Source organism: Kitasatospora sp. NPDC094015, assembly GCF_040304075.1.
Taxonomy (GTDB): Bacteria; Actinomycetota; Actinomycetes; order Streptomycetales; family Streptomycetaceae; genus Kitasatospora.
In genome coordinates, this window is sequence record NZ_JBEOUL010000025.1 from 74,268 (window position 1) to 93,546 (window position 19,279).

The 19,279-nt window shown below is 75.1% G+C and carries 16 protein-coding genes; 13 read left to right on the forward strand and 3 right to left on the reverse strand.

Translation table 11 applies throughout. The annotated features are described in order from the left end of the window. Positions 1-40 precede the first annotated feature (40 nt). Complete coding sequence (locus ABT014_RS25715; RefSeq protein ID WP_350641545.1) at positions 41-2,119, reverse strand: ATP-binding cassette domain-containing protein; 2,079 nt, start codon at positions 2,117-2,119, stop codon at positions 41-43. Between the two features lie 390 nt (positions 2,120-2,509). On the opposite strand from ABT014_RS25715, the gene ABT014_RS25720 reads away from it, so the two are divergent. The 11 genes from ABT014_RS25720 (at position 2,510) to ABT014_RS25770 (ending at position 15,009) form a co-directional block, all read left to right on the forward strand. Then, entirely contained in the window at positions 2,510-2,911 is a 402-nt protein-coding gene (locus ABT014_RS25720; RefSeq protein WP_350641546.1) for a YegP family protein, read from the forward strand. After that, positions 2,908-3,309, forward strand: a complete 402-nt coding sequence (locus tag ABT014_RS25725; RefSeq protein ID WP_350641547.1) for a hypothetical protein — start codon at positions 2,908-2,910, stop codon at positions 3,307-3,309. Before ABT014_RS25720 ends, ABT014_RS25725 begins: the two co-directional genes overlap by 4 nt. Positions 3,310-3,652: 343 nt before the next feature. Further along, a complete protein-coding gene (locus tag ABT014_RS25730) occupies positions 3,653-4,675 on the forward strand; it encodes a PstS family phosphate ABC transporter substrate-binding protein (protein WP_350641548.1) in 1,023 nt (340 codons plus the stop codon). A 200-nt stretch (positions 4,676-4,875) separates the two neighbouring features. Then, a complete protein-coding gene (locus ABT014_RS25735; protein WP_350641549.1) occupies positions 4,876-5,475 on the forward strand; it encodes a hypothetical protein in 600 nt (199 codons plus the stop codon). Positions 5,476-5,859: 384 nt separating this feature from the next. Next, positions 5,860-8,358 (forward strand): hypothetical protein, encoded by a 2,499-nt coding sequence (locus ABT014_RS25740; protein ID WP_350641550.1) that lies wholly within the window; start codon positions 5,860-5,862, stop codon positions 8,356-8,358. Positions 8,359-8,491: 133 nt separating this feature from the next. After that, on the forward strand, positions 8,492-9,511 hold the full coding sequence (gene pstC, locus ABT014_RS25745; RefSeq protein WP_350641551.1) for a phosphate ABC transporter permease subunit PstC: 1,020 nt from the start codon (positions 8,492-8,494) through the stop codon (positions 9,509-9,511). A 51-nt stretch (positions 9,512-9,562) separates the two neighbouring features. Then, positions 9,563-10,762 (forward strand): phosphate ABC transporter permease PstA, encoded by a 1,200-nt coding sequence (gene pstA, locus ABT014_RS25750; protein ID WP_350641552.1) that lies wholly within the window; start codon positions 9,563-9,565, stop codon positions 10,760-10,762. 35 nt (positions 10,763-10,797) lie between these two features. Next, the gene (locus ABT014_RS25755; RefSeq protein WP_350641553.1) at positions 10,798-12,510 is read left to right on the forward strand and encodes a substrate-binding domain-containing protein; all 1,713 of its coding nucleotides are present in this window, start codon (positions 10,798-10,800) and stop codon (positions 12,508-12,510) included. Continuing rightward, on the forward strand, positions 12,507-13,418 hold the full coding sequence (locus ABT014_RS25760) for a sortase (RefSeq protein ID WP_350641554.1): 912 nt from the start codon (positions 12,507-12,509) through the stop codon (positions 13,416-13,418). Before ABT014_RS25755 ends, ABT014_RS25760 begins: the two co-directional genes overlap by 4 nt. A gap of 29 nt (positions 13,419-13,447) precedes the next feature. Next, positions 13,448-14,314: a phosphate ABC transporter ATP-binding protein gene (locus ABT014_RS25765; protein WP_350641555.1), complete on the forward strand. Its 867-nt coding sequence runs from the start codon at positions 13,448-13,450 to the stop codon at positions 14,312-14,314. A gap of 470 nt (positions 14,315-14,784) precedes the next feature. Further along, on the forward strand, positions 14,785-15,009 hold the full coding sequence (locus ABT014_RS25770; RefSeq protein ID WP_350641556.1) for a hypothetical protein: 225 nt from the start codon (positions 14,785-14,787) through the stop codon (positions 15,007-15,009). 65 nt (positions 15,010-15,074) lie between these two features. Here the strand turns inward: ABT014_RS25770 and ABT014_RS25775 are convergent, their stop codons facing one another. Continuing rightward, positions 15,075-17,474, reverse strand: a complete 2,400-nt coding sequence (locus tag ABT014_RS25775; RefSeq protein ID WP_350641557.1) for a lysylphosphatidylglycerol synthase transmembrane domain-containing protein — start codon at positions 17,472-17,474, stop codon at positions 15,075-15,077. 171 nt (positions 17,475-17,645) lie between these two features. Between ABT014_RS25775 and ABT014_RS25780 the strand changes: the two genes are divergently transcribed. After that, a complete protein-coding gene (locus ABT014_RS25780; RefSeq protein ID WP_350641558.1) occupies positions 17,646-17,924 on the forward strand; it encodes a hypothetical protein in 279 nt (92 codons plus the stop codon). 153 nt (positions 17,925-18,077) lie between these two features. Then, positions 18,078-18,572, forward strand: coding sequence for an NUDIX domain-containing protein (locus ABT014_RS25785; RefSeq protein ID WP_350641559.1), 495 nt, complete (start codon positions 18,078-18,080; stop codon positions 18,570-18,572). Positions 18,573-18,576: 4 nt separating this feature from the next. Here ABT014_RS25785 and ABT014_RS25790 read toward each other — a convergent pair whose 3' ends face one another. Beyond that, a complete protein-coding gene (locus ABT014_RS25790) occupies positions 18,577-19,278 on the reverse strand; it encodes a class I SAM-dependent DNA methyltransferase (RefSeq protein ID WP_350641560.1) in 702 nt (233 codons plus the stop codon). Position 19,279 lies beyond the last annotated feature (1 nt).

A 19,279-nucleotide genomic window follows, 5' to 3' on the forward strand; every position in this document is an offset into this window, starting at 1 on the left:
GCCGCCGGCCCGGGGGTTCGCGCATGCCCGGCCTCCCGGGTCAGTCGCGGCCGGTCGCCCGCTGCGCCGGCACCTGGCCGCGGTCGCGCTGGAGCAGCCACAGTTCGCGGAACAGGCCCGGCTCGGTGATCAGCCGGTCGTAGCTGCCGGTCTGCACGATCCGCCCGGCCCGCATCACCACGATCCGGTCCGCCACCGCCGCGTTGATCAGGTTGTGGGTGACCAGGATGACCGCCCGGCTCTCGGCCAGGCCGCGCAGGCTGTGGAAGATCCGGTGCTCCACCCGGGCGTCCAGGTCGGAGGTCGGCTCGTCCAGCACCAGCAGGCCCGCCTCCCGGTGCAGCGCCCGGGCCACCGCGATCCGCTGCCACTGGCCGCTGCTCAGCTCCACCCCGCCCCACCACTCCCGGGCCAGCAGGGTGTCCAGGCCCGAACGCAGGCCGCCGATCACCTCGTCCGCGCCGCTGCGGGCGGCGGCCGCCAGTACCGCCTCGTCGCCGCCGCGCAGCGACTGGCCGAGCTGGATGTTGTCCCGGGCGGTGAGCGGCCAGCGGGCGAACTCCTGCGGCACCACGGCGGTGCGCCGCCAGGCGGCCTGCGCGTCCAGGGCGCGGGTGGGCACGCCGTCCCAGAGCACCTCGCCGCCGTGCGGCAGGTTGAGCGCGGCCAGGCACTTCATCAGGGTGGTCTTGCCGCAGCCGTTCTCCCCGATCAGGGCGACGATCTCGCCGCGGGCCAGGGTGAGCGAGACGCCGTCCAGGGCCGGCCGGTCGGCGCCCGGGTAGGTGTAGCTCAGGTCGCGGACCTCGACCAGCTCCGGGCCGGCCGGCCGGATCGTGCCGCGGTCGATCCGGTGGCCGCCCGCCAGCTCGACGAACTCGGCCCAGTCGTCCAGGTACAGGCCCAGCCGGTACAGCCGGGCGCCGAAGCCGACGATGCCCTGCAGCCCGGTGGCCGCCGTGCGCAGCCCGATCACGGCGGTGCCCGCGGAGGCGACGCTCATCCGCCCGCTGGTCAGCAGCCAGGCGAGCACCACCCACACGGTCAGCGAGGCGAGGCCGGCGGCCACCGCGCCGACCAGGCTGATCCGGGCGGAGCGCCAGGCGGCCCGGTCGGTGGTGCGGTCGATCCGGGTGCCGGCCGCGCGGTAGCGGCCGAGCAGGAACCCCGCGACGGTGTCCGACCTGACCTGGTCGGCGGTGGTCTTGTCGACCAGGAACCAGCGCAGCAGCCCGAGCAGCCGCCGGTCCTCCAGGGTCTCCATCATGCCGAGGTAGTGCACCTGGGCGGCCCGGACGGCAGCCACCCCGGAAGGGATCGAGGCCGCCAGCAGGAAGGGCAGCAGCAGCGGGTGCAGCACGGTGAGCACCGAGGCGGCGGTGAGCAGGGAGACGGCGGAGGAGATCAGGTTCTGGGCGTCCCCGATCAGGTCCTTGGAGACGTCGGCGCCGCGGTCGGCGGCGTCCCACTTGTCGTTGTAGCCGGGGGTGTCGTACGCGGCCAGCTCGGCCGAGGTGGCCGCCTCCAGCAGGGTCAGCTCGCCCTCGCGGCCGATCCTCGGGGCCAGCCGCTCGGACAGGCCGGTGATGGCCACCCCGAACAGCGCACGCAGCCCGGTGGCCAGGCCGAGCACGGCGAGCGACGGCGCAGCCTCGCCGAGGTGGTCGGCGATCCGGCCGGCCGCCACCAGCCGGATGGTCTCGGTGGTGGCCACCAGGGCGAGCGCGCCGAGGAGGCCGGAGAGGGCCTGGAGGACCAGCAGCAGGACGGTGGCGAGCCGGTCCACCCGCCAGGCCAGCGCGAAGGCGCGGCGCACCAGTTGGGGCAGCCGGCGGCTCATCGCCAGCACCGACAGCGACTGCTGGGAGCGGAGCCTGCGATCGGCGGGGAACTGGAGCCGCAGGCTCTCCCCGTCGCTCGCGGGGCCGGTGTCGGGAGTGGGCCCGGTGTCGGGAGCGGCCCCGGGGTCGGCGGTGGGGTCCGGTGCGGTCGCGGGGTCGGTGATCGGGTCGGTGCCGGCCGCCGGCTCGGGCCGGTCGGAGGTGGATCCGAGGTGTGCATCGTGTGCGCTGCGCCCGGAGTGGACGCCGGTCTCGCCGTGCTCGTGCTGTTCGGGCATGGAGCTCCTCGGGTGGCCGCGGGGGACGGGGGAGGGGGTGCGGCCCTGATCCTGGCAGGGGGCGCCGGGCCGGCTCGGCGTGTCTCCGGCGAGGTCACCCGTTGTGGCCAAAACCGTGTCGCACTCGGCGAGTTGACTGGAAGTGGCGCCCCGTCGCCCGGAGCGCGATGCGCCGAGCGGCCGAATGATGAGCGGTCAGATTAATGCGGGGGAACTTCCCGGGGAAGAAGCGTGGTTGGAGGCTGATCACGCTTCCTGGTCCCCGGTATGCACACGTAGCTTTGACCTGCTTGGTCATGTCTTCACAAAAGGTCCTCGCGTGCGCCGCCGCCGTCCGGGAGCGCTCCCGCGCGCGGCCGGCCCGTGGGGCCCCTACCCCCGGGGGCGGCAGTGGATGGTCCGGCGCTCGAACGGCGCGGCGGCGGGAGTGCGGCGCGGTGGGAGGGCCTGCAGGCGGAACGCGCGCCGGGCGGCCGGTTCCACTGGCAGCTCAAGGCGCCCAACGGGCGGGTGGTGGCGGTCTCCCCACCGGTCTTCGAATCGGTGGCGGACGCCGAGCGCGGCTTCACCGAACTGGTCGCCGCGGGGCCGGCGCTGGTGGCCCGGATCACCCACGTCCGGGAGGGCCTGGGCTGGGTCTGGGTGGTCCCCGGTCCGCGCGGCAATCCGCTGGTGCGCTCGCACCGGGCGTACGAGCGCTACGCCACCTGTCAGAGCGCCTTCCGAAGATTCGTGGCGTTACTCGCCCGGCAGGCCGAGGAGTGGCGGGCCGCTCCCGGGTCGCCGCGGTGAGCGCGCAGCGCCGTCCGCGCCTGCTGGCTACCCAGGGCGCGGACGGGGCGGTCGGCTGGACGCTGAGCGCCGCGAACGGACGCCGGCTGGCCACCTCGGTCCGGCCCTACCGGAGTGAGGAGGAACTCCTGGCCGGGGTCCGGGAGTTGTTGGTGGAGCGGGCGGCCCTGCGGTACCAGCTCGCGCAGGGCGGCCCGCACCTGTGGGTGTGGACGGCCTGCCTGCCGCCGCGCAGCACCCGGCCGGGGGCGGACGGGCCCGAGCTGATCGCCCGCAGCGCCCGCGGCTACCTCCGGCGGGACCAGTGCCGGCAGGGCATCGGGAGTTTCCGTACCGCTCTCCAGCAGTTGGAGTACGCGCTGCGCGTGCCGGGCCCGCTGGACCGTTGGCCCTGGTGAGCGCGGTGGACCGGACGTGGGCGGGGTGCGGTGGTGGCCGTCAGGTGACCGGCCGCCCCCCGAGTCGCCACCGGGAGAAGAACGGTGCCGCGCCGGAACCGGAAACTGATGGTCGATCAGGTCGCCCGGCGACCCGTGCTGAGCTGCGGTGACGCTCCCCGGTCGGACCGTCCACACCGGCTGGCGCCGGATCCGGTCACATGCGGACGGCACTTCCCGGGCCGTGGGCGGCGCCGCAAGTATCGGTGCCGCCGGGGGCCGCACACCAGCCGCCCGGCGCCGCGGGCCCTCTCCGGGTCCGGGGTCACGCGATGTACGTCTCTCCCACCGGAGGAAGAGGAACATGCGTCACACCGCCGCCAAGCTGCTCGCCGCCACCGCGATCACCGCCTCGCTCGCGACCGTCGCGGTCTCGCCCGCCGCCGCCGACCCGGCGAGCCTGCCGGCCGCCGGCTCGATCGTGGGCGTGGGTTCGGACACCACGCAGGCTCTGTACAACCAGTTCTCCACCGACTACAACACCTTCCTGACGAGCAGCGGCAGCACCGCTCCGCGCCTGTACAGCTGGGACGCCACCGGCAGCTCCCCGCTCACCACCAAGACCGGCGCGACCTCCATCACCCGCCCGAACGGTTCCGGCGCCGGTATCACCGCGCTCAACGCGAACACCAACGCCACGGTCGACTTCGCCCGTTCCTCCCGGGCCAAGCAGGCCACCGACCCGGCCGGCTTCGACTTCGTGAACCTGGCCAAGGACGCGGTGTCCTGGTCCGCCAAGGCGGGCGGCAACGCCCCGGCGAACCTGACCACGGCCGACCTGGTGGCGATCTACTCCTGCACCAAGACCAACTGGAACCAGATCTCGGCCTCGCTGCCGAACGCCACCATCAAGCCGTACCTGCCGCAGGCCTCCTCCGGCACCCGTTCCTTCTTCCTGACCGCGATCAACGGTGGCGGCACCGCCCTCACCCCGGGCGCCTGCGTGGTGACCGGCCCGGAGGAGAACGAGGGCACCGACGCCGCGCTGAACGACGTCAACGTGGTCTTCCCCTACTCGGTCGGCCACTACGTGGGCCAGCTGAACGGTCACACCACCGCGACCGACAACGTCGGCGTGCTGACCGTCCGCCAGGTCAACGGGGTCAACCCGCTGACCGGCACCAACACCCTGAACCCGGCCTTCGCCGCGGGCTCCTACGGCCGGGTGCTGTACACGGTCGTCCGTGACACCGAGTTCGGCGTGGGCAGCCAGCTGCGCGCCATCTTCGGCCAGAGCGGCTGGGTCTGCAGCGCGACCGGCGGCAAGGCCTCCATCACCAGCTACGGCTTCCTGAACCTGCCGGGCACCGCCTGCGGCACGTTCTGATCCTGCTCCGGATCCGGAACCGGCTCCACCCGCACCACGTGACCAGCACGTCCTAGCACCGCGCACGGCACCTCACCGGTCCCGTCCGCCGCCCGGCCCACCGGCCGGTGCGGCGGGCGGGACCGGCACCGCACCGGCTCAGTACGCCAGCAACCCCGGGACCCGCCGAGCGGGCCCCACGTAGTCGAGGAGAACCGCCGATGTCCCGTCCCGCCGCCCGTCTCGCCGTCCGCGTCGCCGCGGGCACCGCCACCCTGGCCCTCGCCGCCGGCGCGGTGGCCGCCACCCCGGCCGCCGCCGCCACCCCGGCCACCGGCAGCATCGTGGTGAACGAGAGCAACACCTTCTTCCAGCAGGCCGCGCTGGCGGGCATCATCGCCCTGCCGCTGCCCTCGGGCACGGGCTCGTACGACGGGACCACCGGGCTCTCGGCGACCTTCCCGGTCACCGGCGGCGTCGCCGACATCCCGCAGTTCTACGGCAACGTCGAGGTCGGCGGCAGCCTCCTGGTGATCGACGTGAAGACCGGCCGTTCCCTGGTCTTCAAGCAGCTGGCGTTCAGCGTGGACAGCTGGCAGCTGACCGGTGTCCCGGCGGGCTCCACCACCCCGATCGCGCTGGCCGACCCGGCCGGCGACGCCCGGGTGACCCGCACCGGCGCCCTGCAGACCCTGACCTCGGCGGACCTGACCGTCGACGCCCAGGCCGCGCAGCTGCTCGACCAGAAGCTGAACACCACCTTCTTCGCCGCCGGCCAGTCGATCGGCTCGCTCACGGTGAACTTCACCCCGGCCTCCTGAGCCGCCGGACCGTCCGCGCCCCGGGGTCCCTGTGCCCCGGGCCGGCGGCCCGATCCCCCGAGGGGCCACGCAGCCACCGCGTGGCCCCTCGCCCGTTCCCGGCCCGGCGAACAGATCACGCCAAGTTCCTTACAGTACAACGGGATTGATCACTAGCCGGTGAAGTGCGGCCGACCGTGGGCCAGTTGTGGCCCCATCCACCTGAGCGACAGTCAATCGTCATGTCGGTCTGGCCGAATGGAGTCGTCCGGCAGGCCGTCGACTCCGCGAACCGGAGTCCGTCGACGCCTCGTTCCGCCCTGCCCGGCCGTCCCGCCGCACCCGGAGGTGCCCACCATGAGACTCCGCCCACCCCGTCCGATCGGCCGCCCGAGGTGGCCGAGGATGCTGCTGGCGGCATCCTTCGCCTGGGCGGTGGTGGTGGCGATCGGCATCGTCCCGCTGGGCCTCGACGGAGCCCCGCGGGCGCAGGCCGCCGGCGGGGTGACCGTCGCCGGCCCGCCGGTCTGGGACCCGGCGAGCGGGACGTACGGCGCGCCGGGGTCGGTCACGGTCACCCCGGCGACCGGGCTGACCAACCGGGTGGTCCAGGTGTCCTGGTCGGGCTTCACCCCCACCGTGGACCTGTTCGGCAGCCCGGTGAGCACCGTCCGGCACCCGTCGAACGGCGCCTACGACACCAACGCGGTCTACCCGGTCCGGGTGTACCAGTGCCGCGGCACCGACCCGAAGCCGACCGACTGCTACGGCTCGCTGCTCTACGGCGGCGACCCGGCCAAGGGCTTCGAGCAGAAGGCCCCCGCGGCCGGCCTGAACACCCCCGAGTTCCCGACCAACATGGTGATCGGGGCCACCCGGCCGGACGGCACCGGCTCGCTCTCGATCGAGGTCTGGACCTCGCAGCAGAGCCAGACCCTCGGCTGCGACCAGAACCACGCCTGCTCGCTGGTGGTGGAGCCGAACTACGGCGGTGACCCGATCGGGGCCTACCAGGCGGAGCCGGGCCAGATCAACTGCGAGGACCACTCGCCGGACGTGGACTACTTCTACAACTCGGCCACCGACGCCATGCTCGACCGGGCCAACGTCGGGCCGGACAGCTGGCGCAGCGGCGAGGCCTGCGCGTGGACCCACCGGGCGGTCGTCCCGCTGACCTTCGCCCCCTCGGCCGACGACTGCGCGGACGGCGCCTCCGCGTTCTCCGCCACCGGCCTGGAGATGGCCAACCGGGCGATGCAGCAGTGGCGGGCCGGTCTGTGCCAGGGCGACAACCCGCTGAACCTCCAGTACACCTTCGGCGGCGGCGAGCCGCAGGCCCGCGCGGCCTTCCTGCGCCGCTCCGGCAGCGACCTGGCGCTGACCGCCCGCCCCGACACCGGCCCCGCCGCCCGGCCGTACGTGTACGCGCCGCTGGCCAACTCGGCGATCTCGGTGGCGTACCTGGTCGACGACGGCGCCACCCACCAGCAGGTCCGCCGGCTGCGGCTGAACGCGCGGCTGCTGGCGAAGATGCTGACCCAGTCGTACCGGATGGCCGGGCAGGACGACATCGAGTCGGTGCAGGGCAACCCGCTCTGCATCTTCGAGGACCCGGAGTTCAAGCAGCTGAACCCGAGCGACCCGGTGAACGGGCCGGTCTGGCCGGGCTGCCTGATCAACGGCGACTTCCGGGCCACCTCCCCGGTGGTGGTCGGCGGCACCACCGACCTGGTGCACCAGCTGACCGCGTGGATCGCGGCGGACCCGGACGCGAGCCAGTTCCTCCAGGGCGCCGACGACCCGTGGGGCATGCACCTCGACGCGCTCTACCTGAAGCCGAAGTTCTCCGGCTACCCGGTCGACGCCTTCCAGCCGCAGGACTACTCCGGCCCCAAGAGCTGGAAGCAGTACGAGTGGAACCCGCTGCTCGGCGGTCTCGGCCAGGTGACCCGCAACGCCCTCCAGGCGCTGGCCTCCTGCCTGAACCCGGACGTCACCGCGACCGGCGGCCACGACAAGTGCATCCCGCAGCCGGTCGGCGAGCGCGGCTTCTTCGCGGTGCTGGACGCCGGCTCGGCGCAGGCGATGAGCCTGCCGGAGGCCGAACTCCTCAACCCGGCGGGCGGGTTCGTCGCGCCGACGCTGAGCGGGATGCAGGCGGCGGTGGCCGACATGCCGGTCGACCAGACCACCGGCACCCAGCAACTGCCGTACGGTGACCGCGGTTCCGCGTTCGCCGGCGACCGGGCGGCCTACCCGCTCACCACCGTGCAGTACGCGATGCTGCCGACCGAGGGCCTGGCGGCCGGCAAGGCGGCCGCGGTCTCCCGCTTCGTGCGGCAGGTCACCGACGCCGGCGGCGGCCAGGTCTACGGCTGGGGCCCCGGCCGGCTCGCCCCCGGCTACACCGCGCTCTCCACCGCCCAGGGCGAGCAGGCGCAGCGCGCCGCGCAGCACGTGGCGGCGCAGGACGGCGCGCTCCCCGGCAACCAGACCGCCCCGGCGGCGGGCGGCGGTGACGGCGGCAGCGGCGGCTCGGGCACCGGGGGCACGGCCGGCGGCAGCGGCGGCTCCACCGGGGGGAGTTCCTCCGGTGGCGGGATCGGCGGCGGGACCGGGGGCGGGGCAACCGGCGCCGTTGACCCGGTGACCGGCGCACCGGTGGCGGCGGGCGGCGCCAAGCCCTCGTCGAGCGCCTCCGCGCTGGCCGCCGCGCCGGTCGGCCGGCCCTCCGCGGACCGGGCCGGGGCGGCCCGGATCCTGCTGCCGGTGGTGCTGGTGGCCGGCGGGGTGCTGCTGGTCGGGGGGCCCGCGGCGCTGCTGCTGGGCGGTACGGCGGCGGGCACCCGGATCTCGGGTGCGGCCCGCCGGTCCTGGTCGCGGCTGACCGGCTCGGGGGGCTGAGCCGCCCGGTGCCGGCCGGGCCGCCGTCCAGGCCCGGCCGGCACCGGCCATCCCGTCCGCCCGGCCGGGCCGCAGGGCCCGCCGGGGCCAGAGAGACCAGCAGAGACCAGAGAGCCGGAGAGAGACGAACCCGATGGCATCCCACCTCCAGTCCGCCGCCCCCCTGATGCCGCCCGCCGACGATCCGGCGCAGGACCGGCCGCGGGTGATCAGCGCCCCCGCCGCGCCGGCCGACCGGCTGTTCCGGGGCGTGCTGCGGGCCGCCGGGCTCTCGGTCTTCCTGATCATGGGCCTGATCGCGTTCTTCCTGCTGCTGCGCGGCTCCCAGGCGCTGCGGGCGGTCGGCTGGTCCTTCTTCACCGAGCAGCGCTGGCAGACCGCCGCGCACCGGTTCGGCATCGCCGCGGTGCTGCCCAACGGCCTGCTGATCGCCCTGATCGCGCTCTGCATCGCCGTCCCGGTGGCACTCACCGCGGCGGTCTTCATCTCGGAGTACGCGCCGCCGCGGCTGCGCTCGGTGCTGGTCTCGCTGGTGGACCTGATGGCGGCGATCCCGAGCATCGTCTACGGCCTGTGGGGCCTGTTCTTCCTGCAGCCGCGGATCGTCGGGTTCATCCGCTGGCTGGCGCTGCACCTGGGCGGGGTCCTCCCGTTCCTGAAGGTGCGCACCGGCGACATCGGCACCTCGTACACCTCCTCCACCTTCATCGCCGGCGTGGTGGTGTCGCTGATGATCATCCCGATCATCACCTCGCTGAGCCGGGAGGTGTTCTCCCAGGCGCCGGCCGGCGAGCGGGAGGGCGCGTACGCGCTGGGCTCGACCCGCTGGGGGATGGTGCGCACCGTGGTGCTGCCGTTCGGCCGGGGCGGGGTGATCGGCGCGGTGATGCTGGGCTTCGGCCGGGCGATGGGCGAGACCATCGCGGTCGCGCTGATCATCTCGCCCTCGTTCAAGGTGACCGGGCACGTGCTGGAGAACGGCGCCAACTCGATCTCGGCGCTGATCGCGCTGCGCTTCGGCGAGTCGGACTCGCTCTCGCTGTCCGCCCTGATGGCGGCCGGCCTGGTGCTGTTCGCCCTCACCCTGCTGGTGAACCTGGCCGCCGGCGTGATCATCAACCGCTCGCGCTCCGGCGCGGCCACGGCGGACTGACCCGTGCCCGCCGCCCACCGTGCCGATCCCCTCCCGAAGGGAACCCTCCCGATGAGCGCCACCGCGCCACCGTCCATGGCCAAGCCCGCGCCGGCCGCGGCCCCCGATGCCCCCGAGCGCCGCCTGAAGCTGAGCGGGGCGAGCCGGGCCGACCTCTGGTCGCTGGCCGCCTCGGCCGCCGGCTCGCTGGCCCTGGACTGGCTGCTGTACGAGCGGCTGCTGCCGTTCAGCGGCGCGCAGGGCTTCCTGCTCTGCTGGTACGCGCTGTTCCTCGGCACGTACTTCGCCGTCGGCCGGCTCCAGTGGGACCCGTTGAACGTCCGCGAGCGGATGGTCACCCTCGTCGCCTGGAGCTCCGGCCTGCTGGTGGTCGGGCTGATCCTGGACCAGATCGGCTACGTGCTGGTGCGCGGCCTGGACGCGGCGCAGCACGTCAACTTCTTCACCGAGTCGATGGAGCACACCGCCGCGCTCTCGCCGATCACCTCCGGCGGGGCGCTGAACGCGATCGTCGGTTCGCTCGAACAGCTGGGCCTGGCCACCCTGTTCGCGGTGCCGCTCGGCATCGCGGCGGCGGTCTTCATGTCCGAGGTCGGCGGCCGGCTGGCTCGGCCGGTGCGTACCCTGGTCGAGGCGATGACCGCGCTGCCGTCGATCGTGGCGGGCCTGTTCGTGCTCGGCGTGGTGATCCTCACCTTCGGCGCCGAGAAGAGCGGCCTGGCCGCCTCGCTGGCGTTGACCGTGATGATGATGCCGATCGTCACCCGGGCCGCCGAGGTGGTGATCCGCCTGGTCCCCGGCACCTTGCGGGAGGCCTCGTACGCGCTCGGCGGCAGCCAGTGGCGCACGGTGTGGAACGTGGTGCTGCCCACCGCCCGGCCCGGCCTGATGACGGCGGTGGTGCTCGGCATGGCGCGCGGCGTCGGCGAGACCTCGCCGGTGCTGCTGACCTCGGGCTTCACCGCCGGGATGAACGCCAACCCGCTGGAGGGGCGGCAGGTCAGCCTCCCGCTCTACATCTGGAACTACGTCAAGCAGCCCTACCCCGACATGGTCGCCCGCGCCTTCGCCGCCGCGCTCGCGCTGATGGTGATCGTCCTGATCCTGTTCGTGGCCGCCCGGGTGCTCGGCGGCCGCCCCGCCGGGCGGATGACGCTGCGCCGGCAGGCGCGGGCCGACCGCGCCGACCGGGCCGACCGGGCCGACCGGGCCGTCCGGCCGTCCGGAGTCCCGGCGGGGGCCGCCCGATGAACCCGCACCGCCACCACCGCTCGCAAGGAGTCCCCATGACAGGCCCCCGGGCCGCGCGTCCGCTGGCCGTCCTGCTCGGCGTCCTGCTGGTGCTGCTGGCCAGCCCGCCCGCGCACGCCGCCACCTCGTTGAACGCCGACGGCTCCAGCTGGGCCGGGCCGGCCATCGACCAGTGGCGCCAGGACGTGGCGCCGCAGGGCATCCAGATCAACTTCAGCCCGGTCGGTTCGGCCGCCGGCCGCACCCAGTGGAGCAACGGCCAGGACGACTTCACCGCCTCCGACGTGCCGTTCCGCTCCCGCGCCGACACCGGTGTGAGCAGCGGCGGGGCGGGCTCGGGCGCGGGCCAGCCGGAGAACCCGGTGTACGGCTACTCGTACGTGCCGATCACCGCGGGCGGCACGGCGTTCATGTACAACCTGGTGGTCGGCGGCAAGCGCGTCACCGACCTGCGGCTGTCGCCCGCGACCCTGGTCGGCATCTTCACCAACAAGATCACCTCCTGGGACGACCCGAAGATCACCCAGGAGTACGGGCGCGCGCTGCCCAAGCTGCCGATCACCCCGGTGGTCCGCTCCGACGGGTCGGGCGCCACCGCCCAGTTCACCCGCTGGATGGAGCACACCCACAAGGCCGAGTGGGACAGCTACTGCGCCCAGGTCAACGGTGTGAGCTGCGGCGACTACACCGAGTTCTACCCGCCGGCCGGCCGGATGGTCGCCCAGAACGGCTCCGACGTGGTGGCCGGCTACATCCAGTCGCCGACCGGCCTCGGCGCGATCGGCTACGACGAGTACGCCTTCGCCAAGCGAAGCAACTGGCCCGTCGTCAAGGTGCTCAACCCGGCCGGGTACTACAGCCTGCCGACCGCCTCCAACGTGGCGGTGGCGCTGACCGCCGCGAAGATCCGCGGCGTCGACGACGCCACCCCGGCCTCGGACCCGGACTTCCTGCAGCAGAACCTCGACGGCGTCTACTCGATGACCGATCCGCGCTCCTACCCGGTGTCCAGCTACAGCTACCTGATCGTCCCCCGGGGCGGCGCGGCCCTCCCGCCGCCGCCGCGCTTCACCAACGACAAGGGCAGCGCGCTCAGCCGGTTCATCTCGTACGTGCTGTGCCAGGGGCAGGGCGAGGCGGACAGCCTCGGCTACTCGCCGATCCCGCGCAACCTGGTCCGCGGCGGCATGCTCCAGGTCGCCCACATCCCCGGCCAGGCCAGCCAGGTCGACCCCAACTCGCTGAGCAACTGCGCCAATCCGACCTTCAACTCGGCCGGTGAGCTGACCGTGCTGAAGAACGCGCCGCAGCCCAGCCCGTGCGACAAGCAGGGCGCGCCGCTCGACTGCACCGTGCAGAACGGCCAGGCCGTGGCCAAGCCCGGTGGCAGCGGCGGCGGTTCGGCCGCCGGCGGGTCCTCCGGCGGTTCGGCCGGGGGCGGCACCGGTGGGAGCACCGGCGGCCAGGGCGACGGCGGCGCCGGCGGTGCGGCCGCGGCCGGCGGCACCGGGGCCGAGCAGGTGGTCGACCCGCAGACCGGCGAGGTGGTCACCGCCGGCGGCGGCGGGAGCGGGGGCGGTGGCGGCGCGCTGCCGGCCACCGTGGTCGCGGTCGGCGGCCGGCCCGAGGACTGGGTGCTCTCCACCCTCACCGCGCTGGAACTGCTGGGCGTGGTGGCCGTGCCGCCGCTGCTCGGCCACTGGCTGCAGCGCCGCCGGCGCGCGGCGGCGGGCGGTGGGGCCCGATGACCGCCCCCACCCTGGACCGGCCGCCCGCGGCCGAGCCGCCGGAGCCCGTGCCGCTGCCCGCCGAGCCGTCCCCGCCGGCGCCGCCCGCCCTCTCCGGCGGGCGCCGCCGGGTGGTGCAGGCCGGCTGGGCGGCCACCCTGGCGGCGGCGCTGCTGCTCGGCTTCGCCGGGTACCTGCTGGCGCTGTCGGGCCTGCAGCAGCAGCACTTCCAGTCCACCGCGTACAAGACCTTCCGGGACCGGCTCGCCACCGCGGTCGCCCCCACCGGGCCGACCGCGGACGGCGACCCGGTGGCCGTCGTGGACATCCCCGCGATCGGGCTGCGCCAGGCCGTGGTGGTCGAGGGCACCACCGGCCGCGACCTGATGCGCGGCCCCGGCCACCGCCGGGACTCGGTGCTGCCGGGCCAGCGCGGCGCCAGCGTGCTGTTCGGCCGGGGCTCCTCGTTCGGCGCGCCGTTCGCCCGGCTGTCCGAGCTGCGGGTCGGCGACCGGATCGAGGTCACCACCGGGCAGGGCAGCTCCGTCTACGTGGTCAACGCCTACGGGGATGGCGACCACCCGATCACCGACACCGCCCCGGCCCGGCTGGTGCTGGTCACCAGCGACTCCGGCTGGATCCCTACCGGCACCGTGCTGGTGGGCGCCCGGCTGGACGGCGAGCCGCAGCCCGCGGCGGGCGGGCGCCCCGCCCTGCTGCCCGCCGACCGCGCGCTCGCCGTGGACAGCGGCGCCCTGGCGGGGCTCCAGCTGTGGGCGCTGGCGCTGCTGGGCGCCGCGGCGGCGACCACCGTCGCCGTCCGCCGCTGGCACCCGCGGGCGGGCTGGCTGAGCCTCAGCCCGGTGCTGGCCGCGCTGCTCTGGGCGGTCTACGAGAACGCCGCCGCCCTGCTGCCCAACCTCTACTGAGCCACCACCCGTTCGGAAGGACCTGCACCATGACCGAGGCCGACACCGCCCCGCTGCCGCGCGTCACCGACCGGGCCGCCGCTGGCCCCTCCGCCGGTTCCGCCGGCGGCCAGGACGCGGCGCTGGCCGGACTGGAGACCCGCGCGATCTCCGCGTGGTTCGGCGACCACAAGGTGCTGGACCGGGTCTCGCTGGCCATGCGGGCCGGCGAGGTGACCGCGCTGATCGGGCCCTCGGGCTGCGGCAAGTCCACCTACCTGCGGATCCTCAACCGGATGCACGAGATGGTGCGCGGCGCCGCGCTGGCCGGGGAGGTGCTGCTGGACGGCGAGGACGTCTACGCGCCGGGCCGCCGGCCGGCCGAGGTGCGGCGCCGGATCGGCATGGTCTTCCAGCGGCCCAACCCGTTCCCGGCGATGTCCATCGCGGACAACGTGGCCAGCGGCCTGAAGCTGGCCGGGATCAAGGTCGGCCGCCAGGAGCGGGACCACCTGATCGAGTCCAGCCTGCGCCGGGCCGGCCTGTGGAACGAGGTCAGCGGGCGGCTGCACACCCCGGGCGGCGCGCTCTCCGGCGGCCAGCAGCAGCGGCTGTGCATCGCCCGGTCGCTGGCGGTCTCCCCGGAGATCCTGCTGATGGACGAGCCCTGCTCGGCCCTGGACCCGACCTCCACCCGCCGGGTCGAGGAGACCATCGCCGAACTGCGCGGGCGGCTCACCATCGTCATCGTGACCCACAACATGCAGCAGGCCCAACGGGTCTCGCAGTCCTGCGCGTTCTTCCTGGCCAGCCACGACACCCCGGGGCGGATCGTCGAGGCCGGGCCCACCGGGCAGATCTTCACCAGCCCGGCCGACCAGCGCACCGCCGACTACGTCAACGGCCGCTTCGGCTGACGGGCACCGGGCCGCCCTCGCGGCCCGTGCCGTACGGTCCCCGGCCCCCGCCGAGCACTCAGCGGGGGCCGGCGCCGTGCAGCAGGGTGTCGACGATCCGGGCGGCCCGCGCGTCCGGGTCCAGCGGGCCGGCTGTGGACGGCCTCGCCGAGCAGGGCGTAGAAGGCCCGGGTGACCCGGCCGAGGTCGGCGCCGGCGTCGATCACGCCCCCGCTGGGCCCGGTCCAGCAGTTCCAGGCAGCGCCGCTCGATCTCGGCCCAGGCCTCGGCCGCCTCGCTGCCCTCCGTCGCGGGCAGGTTCAGCGCGAAGCTCCACGCGCCCTTGACCCGGATCACGTCGGCGGTGGCCCGGTGCATCATCACCAGCGCGGGGGAGCTGAGCGGCCCCACCGGCCCGCCCCGGCCGGGGCAACACGCCGACGGCCGGTCGGCGCCGCGCCAAGCGCGCGGCCGCGGCGGATACTGGCGACATGCCCCAGAATCCTGAGAGCCCCGAGTTTCCGGAGGACTTCGACGAGGAATCGCCGGTGGTCGTCGAGGCGGCGGACGAGGAGCGCGAGGTGGACGGTCACCTCGGCGACGACCTCGAGCTGCTGAGCGAGCGCCGGGCGATGGGCGCCGGGGACTCGGACGACGGCGACGCGGTCGAGCAGACCCGCGAGGTCGACCTGGACGAGGACGAGTACCGGGTCTGAGTCGGGACCGGGACCGGGTCCGAGCCGGGACCGGTCCTGGTACGGGGCCGGGGTGCGGGGTTCTCTCAGAGCGCCCGGCGGCGCTGCAGCCAGGCGAAGGCGGCCCAGCCGGGCAGCACCGGCAGGACGAAGGTGAGCAGCCGGTACAGCACCACCACCGCCAGCGCCGTCCCGTCGTCCATCCCGCCGAGGCTGGCCAGCAGCTGCTGGAGCGCGGTCTCCACGCCGCCGACCCCGCCCGGGGTGGGCACGGCCGAGCCGACGGCGTTGCCGGTCATCAGGGTGAAGCCGACCGCCGAGTAGCCCGGGGTCTGGCCGATCGCCCGTGCGCAGCAGTACAGGCAGGTGACGAAGGCCAGCGAGACCAGCAGCTGGCCGGCCACGCCGGCGGCCAGTTTGCCGGGCTGCTGGAGCAGGTCGAGCAGGCGCGGCAGCACCTCGGCCCGCAGCGGACGCAGCAGCGCCTGGAGCCGGCGGCGCAGCCACGGGACGGCCATCCCCGCCAGCACCAGCAGCCCCAGCACCGCCACCACCATCGCCATCACCACGGGGTTGGGCATCTCGTTGCCCGGCCCGCGCCCGACCAGCCAGCCGAACCAGGCCAGTTGCAGCAGGTGCAGCACCATCCCGAGCAGCTGCGCGGCGCCCACGCTGGACAGCGCCTGCGCGGTCGGGATCCCGCTGCGCTGCAGGTAGCGGGTGTTGACCGCGGCCCCGCCCACCGCGGTCGGCGACACCACCTTGACGAAGGACCCGGCCACCTGGGCGACCAGCGTGCGGCCGAAGGGGAGCCGCTCGGGGACGAAGCCGATCAGGCCGAGCGCGGCCGCCAGGTGGCTGGCGGTGGCGACCGCCGCGGCGGCGGCCAGCCAGAGCGGGTCGGCCCCGGCCAGCACGGTGATCGGGTTGCTGCCCCGGAACAGCTCCTTCAGCAGCAGGAAGCCGGCCAGCATCCCGGCCAGCACGGTGATCAGGGTGCGCGGGCGCAGCCGCTCCAGCCGGACCGGCTCGGCGGGCGCCTGGGGCAGGCTGCGCAGCACCTCGGCGCGGACCTCGGCGACCAGGCCCGGGTGTTCGCGCAGGGCGGCCCGGGTGCCGCGGGCGAGCGCGATCGGCTGGAGCAGCGGCAGCGCGGCGCCGACCGCGCCCTGGCCGAGCGTCGCCGTCGCGGACCGCACCGCCCGCTCCGGGCCGACCCGCAGCGCGAGGACGGTGAGCAGCCCGGCCAGGTCGAGCTTGAGCAGCAGCTCGCCGGCCGCGATCTCGCCGTCGGCCAGGTCAACCAGGTGGACGGCGCCGGCGGCGTCCACCAGCACGCTGTCCGGGCCGATGGTGCGGTGCGCCAGCTGGCGGCGCTGGAGCAGCCGCAGCTGCTGCCAGGCGTCGGCCAGCACCTCGTCGGTCAGCTCCTGGTCGGACAGCTCGTGCAGCGGTCGGGCGGCCAGCAGCGGGTAGGCCACCACGGCGGCGTCCGGCCCGAGTTCGGCCACGGCCAGCGGGGCCGGGGTGCGCACCCCGGCGGCGGTCGCCGCGTACGCCAGCAGGGCCTGGCGCTCCAGCGCGGTGCGGACCGGGCGCAGGCCGAGGGCCGGGGGCGCGGTGCGCAGGCGCAGCAGCTGCCAGATGCGGTGCAGCAGTCCGCTGGCCTGGGCCTGCCGGTCGATCAGCCGGACGTCCAGCTCGGGCCGGTCCTCGCTCTGGGTGACCAGGTAGCGGTTGGGGCCGGCCCGGCGGATCCGTTCGGGGCGGACGCCGGCCTTGCCGAGGGTGGTGCGCAGCTGCCGGTCGGTGGGCAGGCTGGTGGGCTCGCCGAGCGCGTACCGGGTGCCGTGCGCGGCGGTCCAGCCGACCAGCAGGCCGAGCAGCACCGACAGCGGGGTGGCGTAGCCGGTGAGCAGGCCGCAGACGCCCGCCAGGGTGAGGGCGACGGAGAGCGCGGTGCGCCAGCGGGTCTGGCCGACGGTGCCGACGGTGGTCATGAAGGCGAGGACGGGGGCCAGGTGCCCGTAGACCGGGTCGGTGCGGCCGGGGCCGTCGGGGGCGGTGTGGGTGAGGGTGGCCAGGCCCGCCACGGCGAGGTCGAGGCCGAGGGCGAGCCCGAAGGCGATCACCGCGGCGAGCACGCCGTCGGTGACCCGGCGGCGGTCGCCGCGCAGCAGCCGGGCGATGGCGAAGCCGGCCGGGACGAGCAGCAGGGCGGCGGTGCACAGGGTGCCGGCCACCCGGACCGGGGCGCCCGGCAGCAGGTCGGCGCCGAGCGAGATGTCGTGGTCCAGGCCGGTGGCGGTGAGCTGGGCGTAGTCGGCGACCAGCAGGACGAGCCCGACGGCCGCGAGACCGGCCAGCAGCCGGATCAGCGCGGCGGGGTGCCGGACCCGCAGCGGGTCGCCGCGCCTCGGGCCGCCCGGTTCGGGGGGCCCGGCGGGTGAGGTCCAGGAATGCTCATCTTGTATCACCGTGGCCACGCGGCATGCTCCCACACGGGTGCCAACAGCAACCGTTCTCCGGCGGAATGCCAGGGAACGCTCAGGGGTGTATACCAGCAGGTATCCGGGCATAACGGAACGTATGCCGGACCGCGCGGACGCCCGGCCCCGCACGCCGCGGGAGCAGGCGCCGCCGAAGGGAGGTCGACGATGACCGAACGATCGACGGCCAGGATGACCGAGCTGCGCCGGGGCACCCAGGACATCCTGGAGCGCCGCTCGATGGCGGCCAGCACCACCCCGCTCGCACCGCAGCTGCACACCGACAACCCGACCGCGGCCCGCACCGGCGCGTACGTCGGCGACGACACCTTCGGCCACGGCGGCCGCCGCGGCTTCGCGGCAGCCGCCCCGCCGGCCGGCCGGACCCACCACCCCGAACTCCCGGGCCACCGGCACCGGGGGGCCGAGAAGCACTCCGCGCACTGACGCGCCCGACGGGGCGGCGCCCGCACGGCGGGGGCCGCCCCCCGGCGCGCCCGGCCCGCCCGCGGGCGCCGGCTTCCCCCGTCCCGGGGACCGATCCCCTCCGGGGCTGCCAGAGTGGGGTGCGACGAGACCGTCCCGTACCCGAGGAGTGCCATGTCGGACAGCCCGCTGCTCCGGACCCGCGAGCAGTGGCTCGCCTCGCTGCCCCGGGTGTACGCCGCCGCCGGCTGCCTGATCACCGACCCGGCCGGCCGGGTGCTGATCGTCAAGGCGGGCTACCGGGAGCACTGGCAGTTCGTCGGCGGCACCGTCGACCTCGGCGAGAACCCGCAGCAGTGCGCCTCCCGCGAGCTGCTGGAGGAGACCGGCATCGTCCGGGCGGCCGGCGACCTGCTGGTGGTCGCCTGGACCAACCCGTCGGACGAACTCGACCACCCGGCCGGCCACTTCCTCTTCGACCTGGGCACCATGGCGGCCGACACCCCGATCACGCTGCCCGCCGGCGAGCTGGACGACCACCGCTGGGCCGGGCCCGACGAGGCCCTGGCCCTGCTCGGGCCGGCCCGCTCGCTGCGCCTGACCGCCGGGCTGGCCGCCCGCGCCGACGGCCGGACCAGGGTGCTGACCAGCCCGACCTCGGGCTTCTGAGCGCTCAGGCCGGGTTGCGCCAGACGTAGGCCGCCGAGACCGGGTGGCTGCGGTAGCGCGCCCACCGGGGCTTCCGGGCGATCCACTCCTCGTCCACCACCGCCTCGCGCATCTCGGCGAGCTCCCAGCCGGCCGCCAGGCCCGCCGAGAGGTGGTCGCTGACCAGGTGGACGTGGGTGGTGATGGCGGTCGGGGTGCCGTCGGGCCCGTCGTAGTGGGTGGGCATCCCGGCGGCCATGATGAAGTGCGGGTGCAGCCCCACCAGCACGAACAGCCCGCCCGGCCGGGCCAGTCGGCGGGCCTCGCGGTACAGCGGGCCGAGGTCGGCCAGGTGCTCGTCCACCAGCGAGGAGATCACCAGCGGGTAGCCGTCGGTGGGCAGTCCGGTCGCGGCGAGGTCGGCCTCGACCAGGCGCTCGTGGGCGCCCCGGGCGCGGGCCCGGTCGAGCATCTCGGGGGTCAGGTCGACCCCGTCGACCGCGGCCACGCCCTGCGCGCGCAGCCAGGCGCCGGTCCGCCCGGTGCCGCAGCCCAGGTCGGCGGCGCGGCCGAGACCGGCCCACCGGGGGACGGCGAGCCGGGCCAGCACCCCGAGGTCCATCGCGTCCTGCACGGTCCGCTCGTAGGTCTCGGCCCACCCGGCGTAGCCGGTGCGGACGTCCACCGTCGGGTAGCCGCGGGAGTCGAAGTCGGCGAATTCCACCATG

Bases quoted from the DNA above. Each gene is read 5' to 3' on its own strand.
- ABT014_RS25770 (WP_350641556.1), top strand. From the start codon at position 14,785: ATGCCCCAGAATCCTGAGAGCCCCGAGTTTCCGGAGGACTTCGACGAG.
- ABT014_RS25790 (WP_350641560.1), bottom strand. From the start codon at position 19,278: ATGGTGGAATTCGCCGACTTCGACTCCCGCGGCTACCCGACGGTGGAC.
- pstC (WP_350641551.1), top strand. From the start codon at position 8,492: ATGGCATCCCACCTCCAGTCCGCCGCCCCCCTGATGCCGCCCGCCGAC.
- ABT014_RS25760 (WP_350641554.1), top strand. From the start codon at position 12,507: ATGACCGCCCCCACCCTGGACCGGCCGCCCGCGGCCGAGCCGCCGGAG.
- ABT014_RS25730 (WP_350641548.1), top strand. From the start codon at position 3,653: ATGCGTCACACCGCCGCCAAGCTGCTCGCCGCCACCGCGATCACCGCC.
- ABT014_RS25740 (WP_350641550.1), top strand. From the start codon at position 5,860: ATGCTGCTGGCGGCATCCTTCGCCTGGGCGGTGGTGGTGGCGATCGGC.
- ABT014_RS25735 (WP_350641549.1), top strand. From the start codon at position 4,876: ATGTCCCGTCCCGCCGCCCGTCTCGCCGTCCGCGTCGCCGCGGGCACC.
- ABT014_RS25755 (WP_350641553.1), top strand. From the start codon at position 10,798: ATGACAGGCCCCCGGGCCGCGCGTCCGCTGGCCGTCCTGCTCGGCGTC.
- ABT014_RS25785 (WP_350641559.1), top strand. From the start codon at position 18,078: ATGTCGGACAGCCCGCTGCTCCGGACCCGCGAGCAGTGGCTCGCCTCG.
- ABT014_RS25780 (WP_350641558.1), top strand. From the start codon at position 17,646: ATGACCGAACGATCGACGGCCAGGATGACCGAGCTGCGCCGGGGCACC.
- ABT014_RS25715 (WP_350641545.1), bottom strand. From the start codon at position 2,119: ATGCCCGAACAGCACGAGCACGGCGAGACCGGCGTCCACTCCGGGCGC.
- pstA (WP_350641552.1), top strand. From the start codon at position 9,563: ATGAGCGCCACCGCGCCACCGTCCATGGCCAAGCCCGCGCCGGCCGCG.
- ABT014_RS25765 (WP_350641555.1), top strand. From the start codon at position 13,448: ATGACCGAGGCCGACACCGCCCCGCTGCCGCGCGTCACCGACCGGGCC.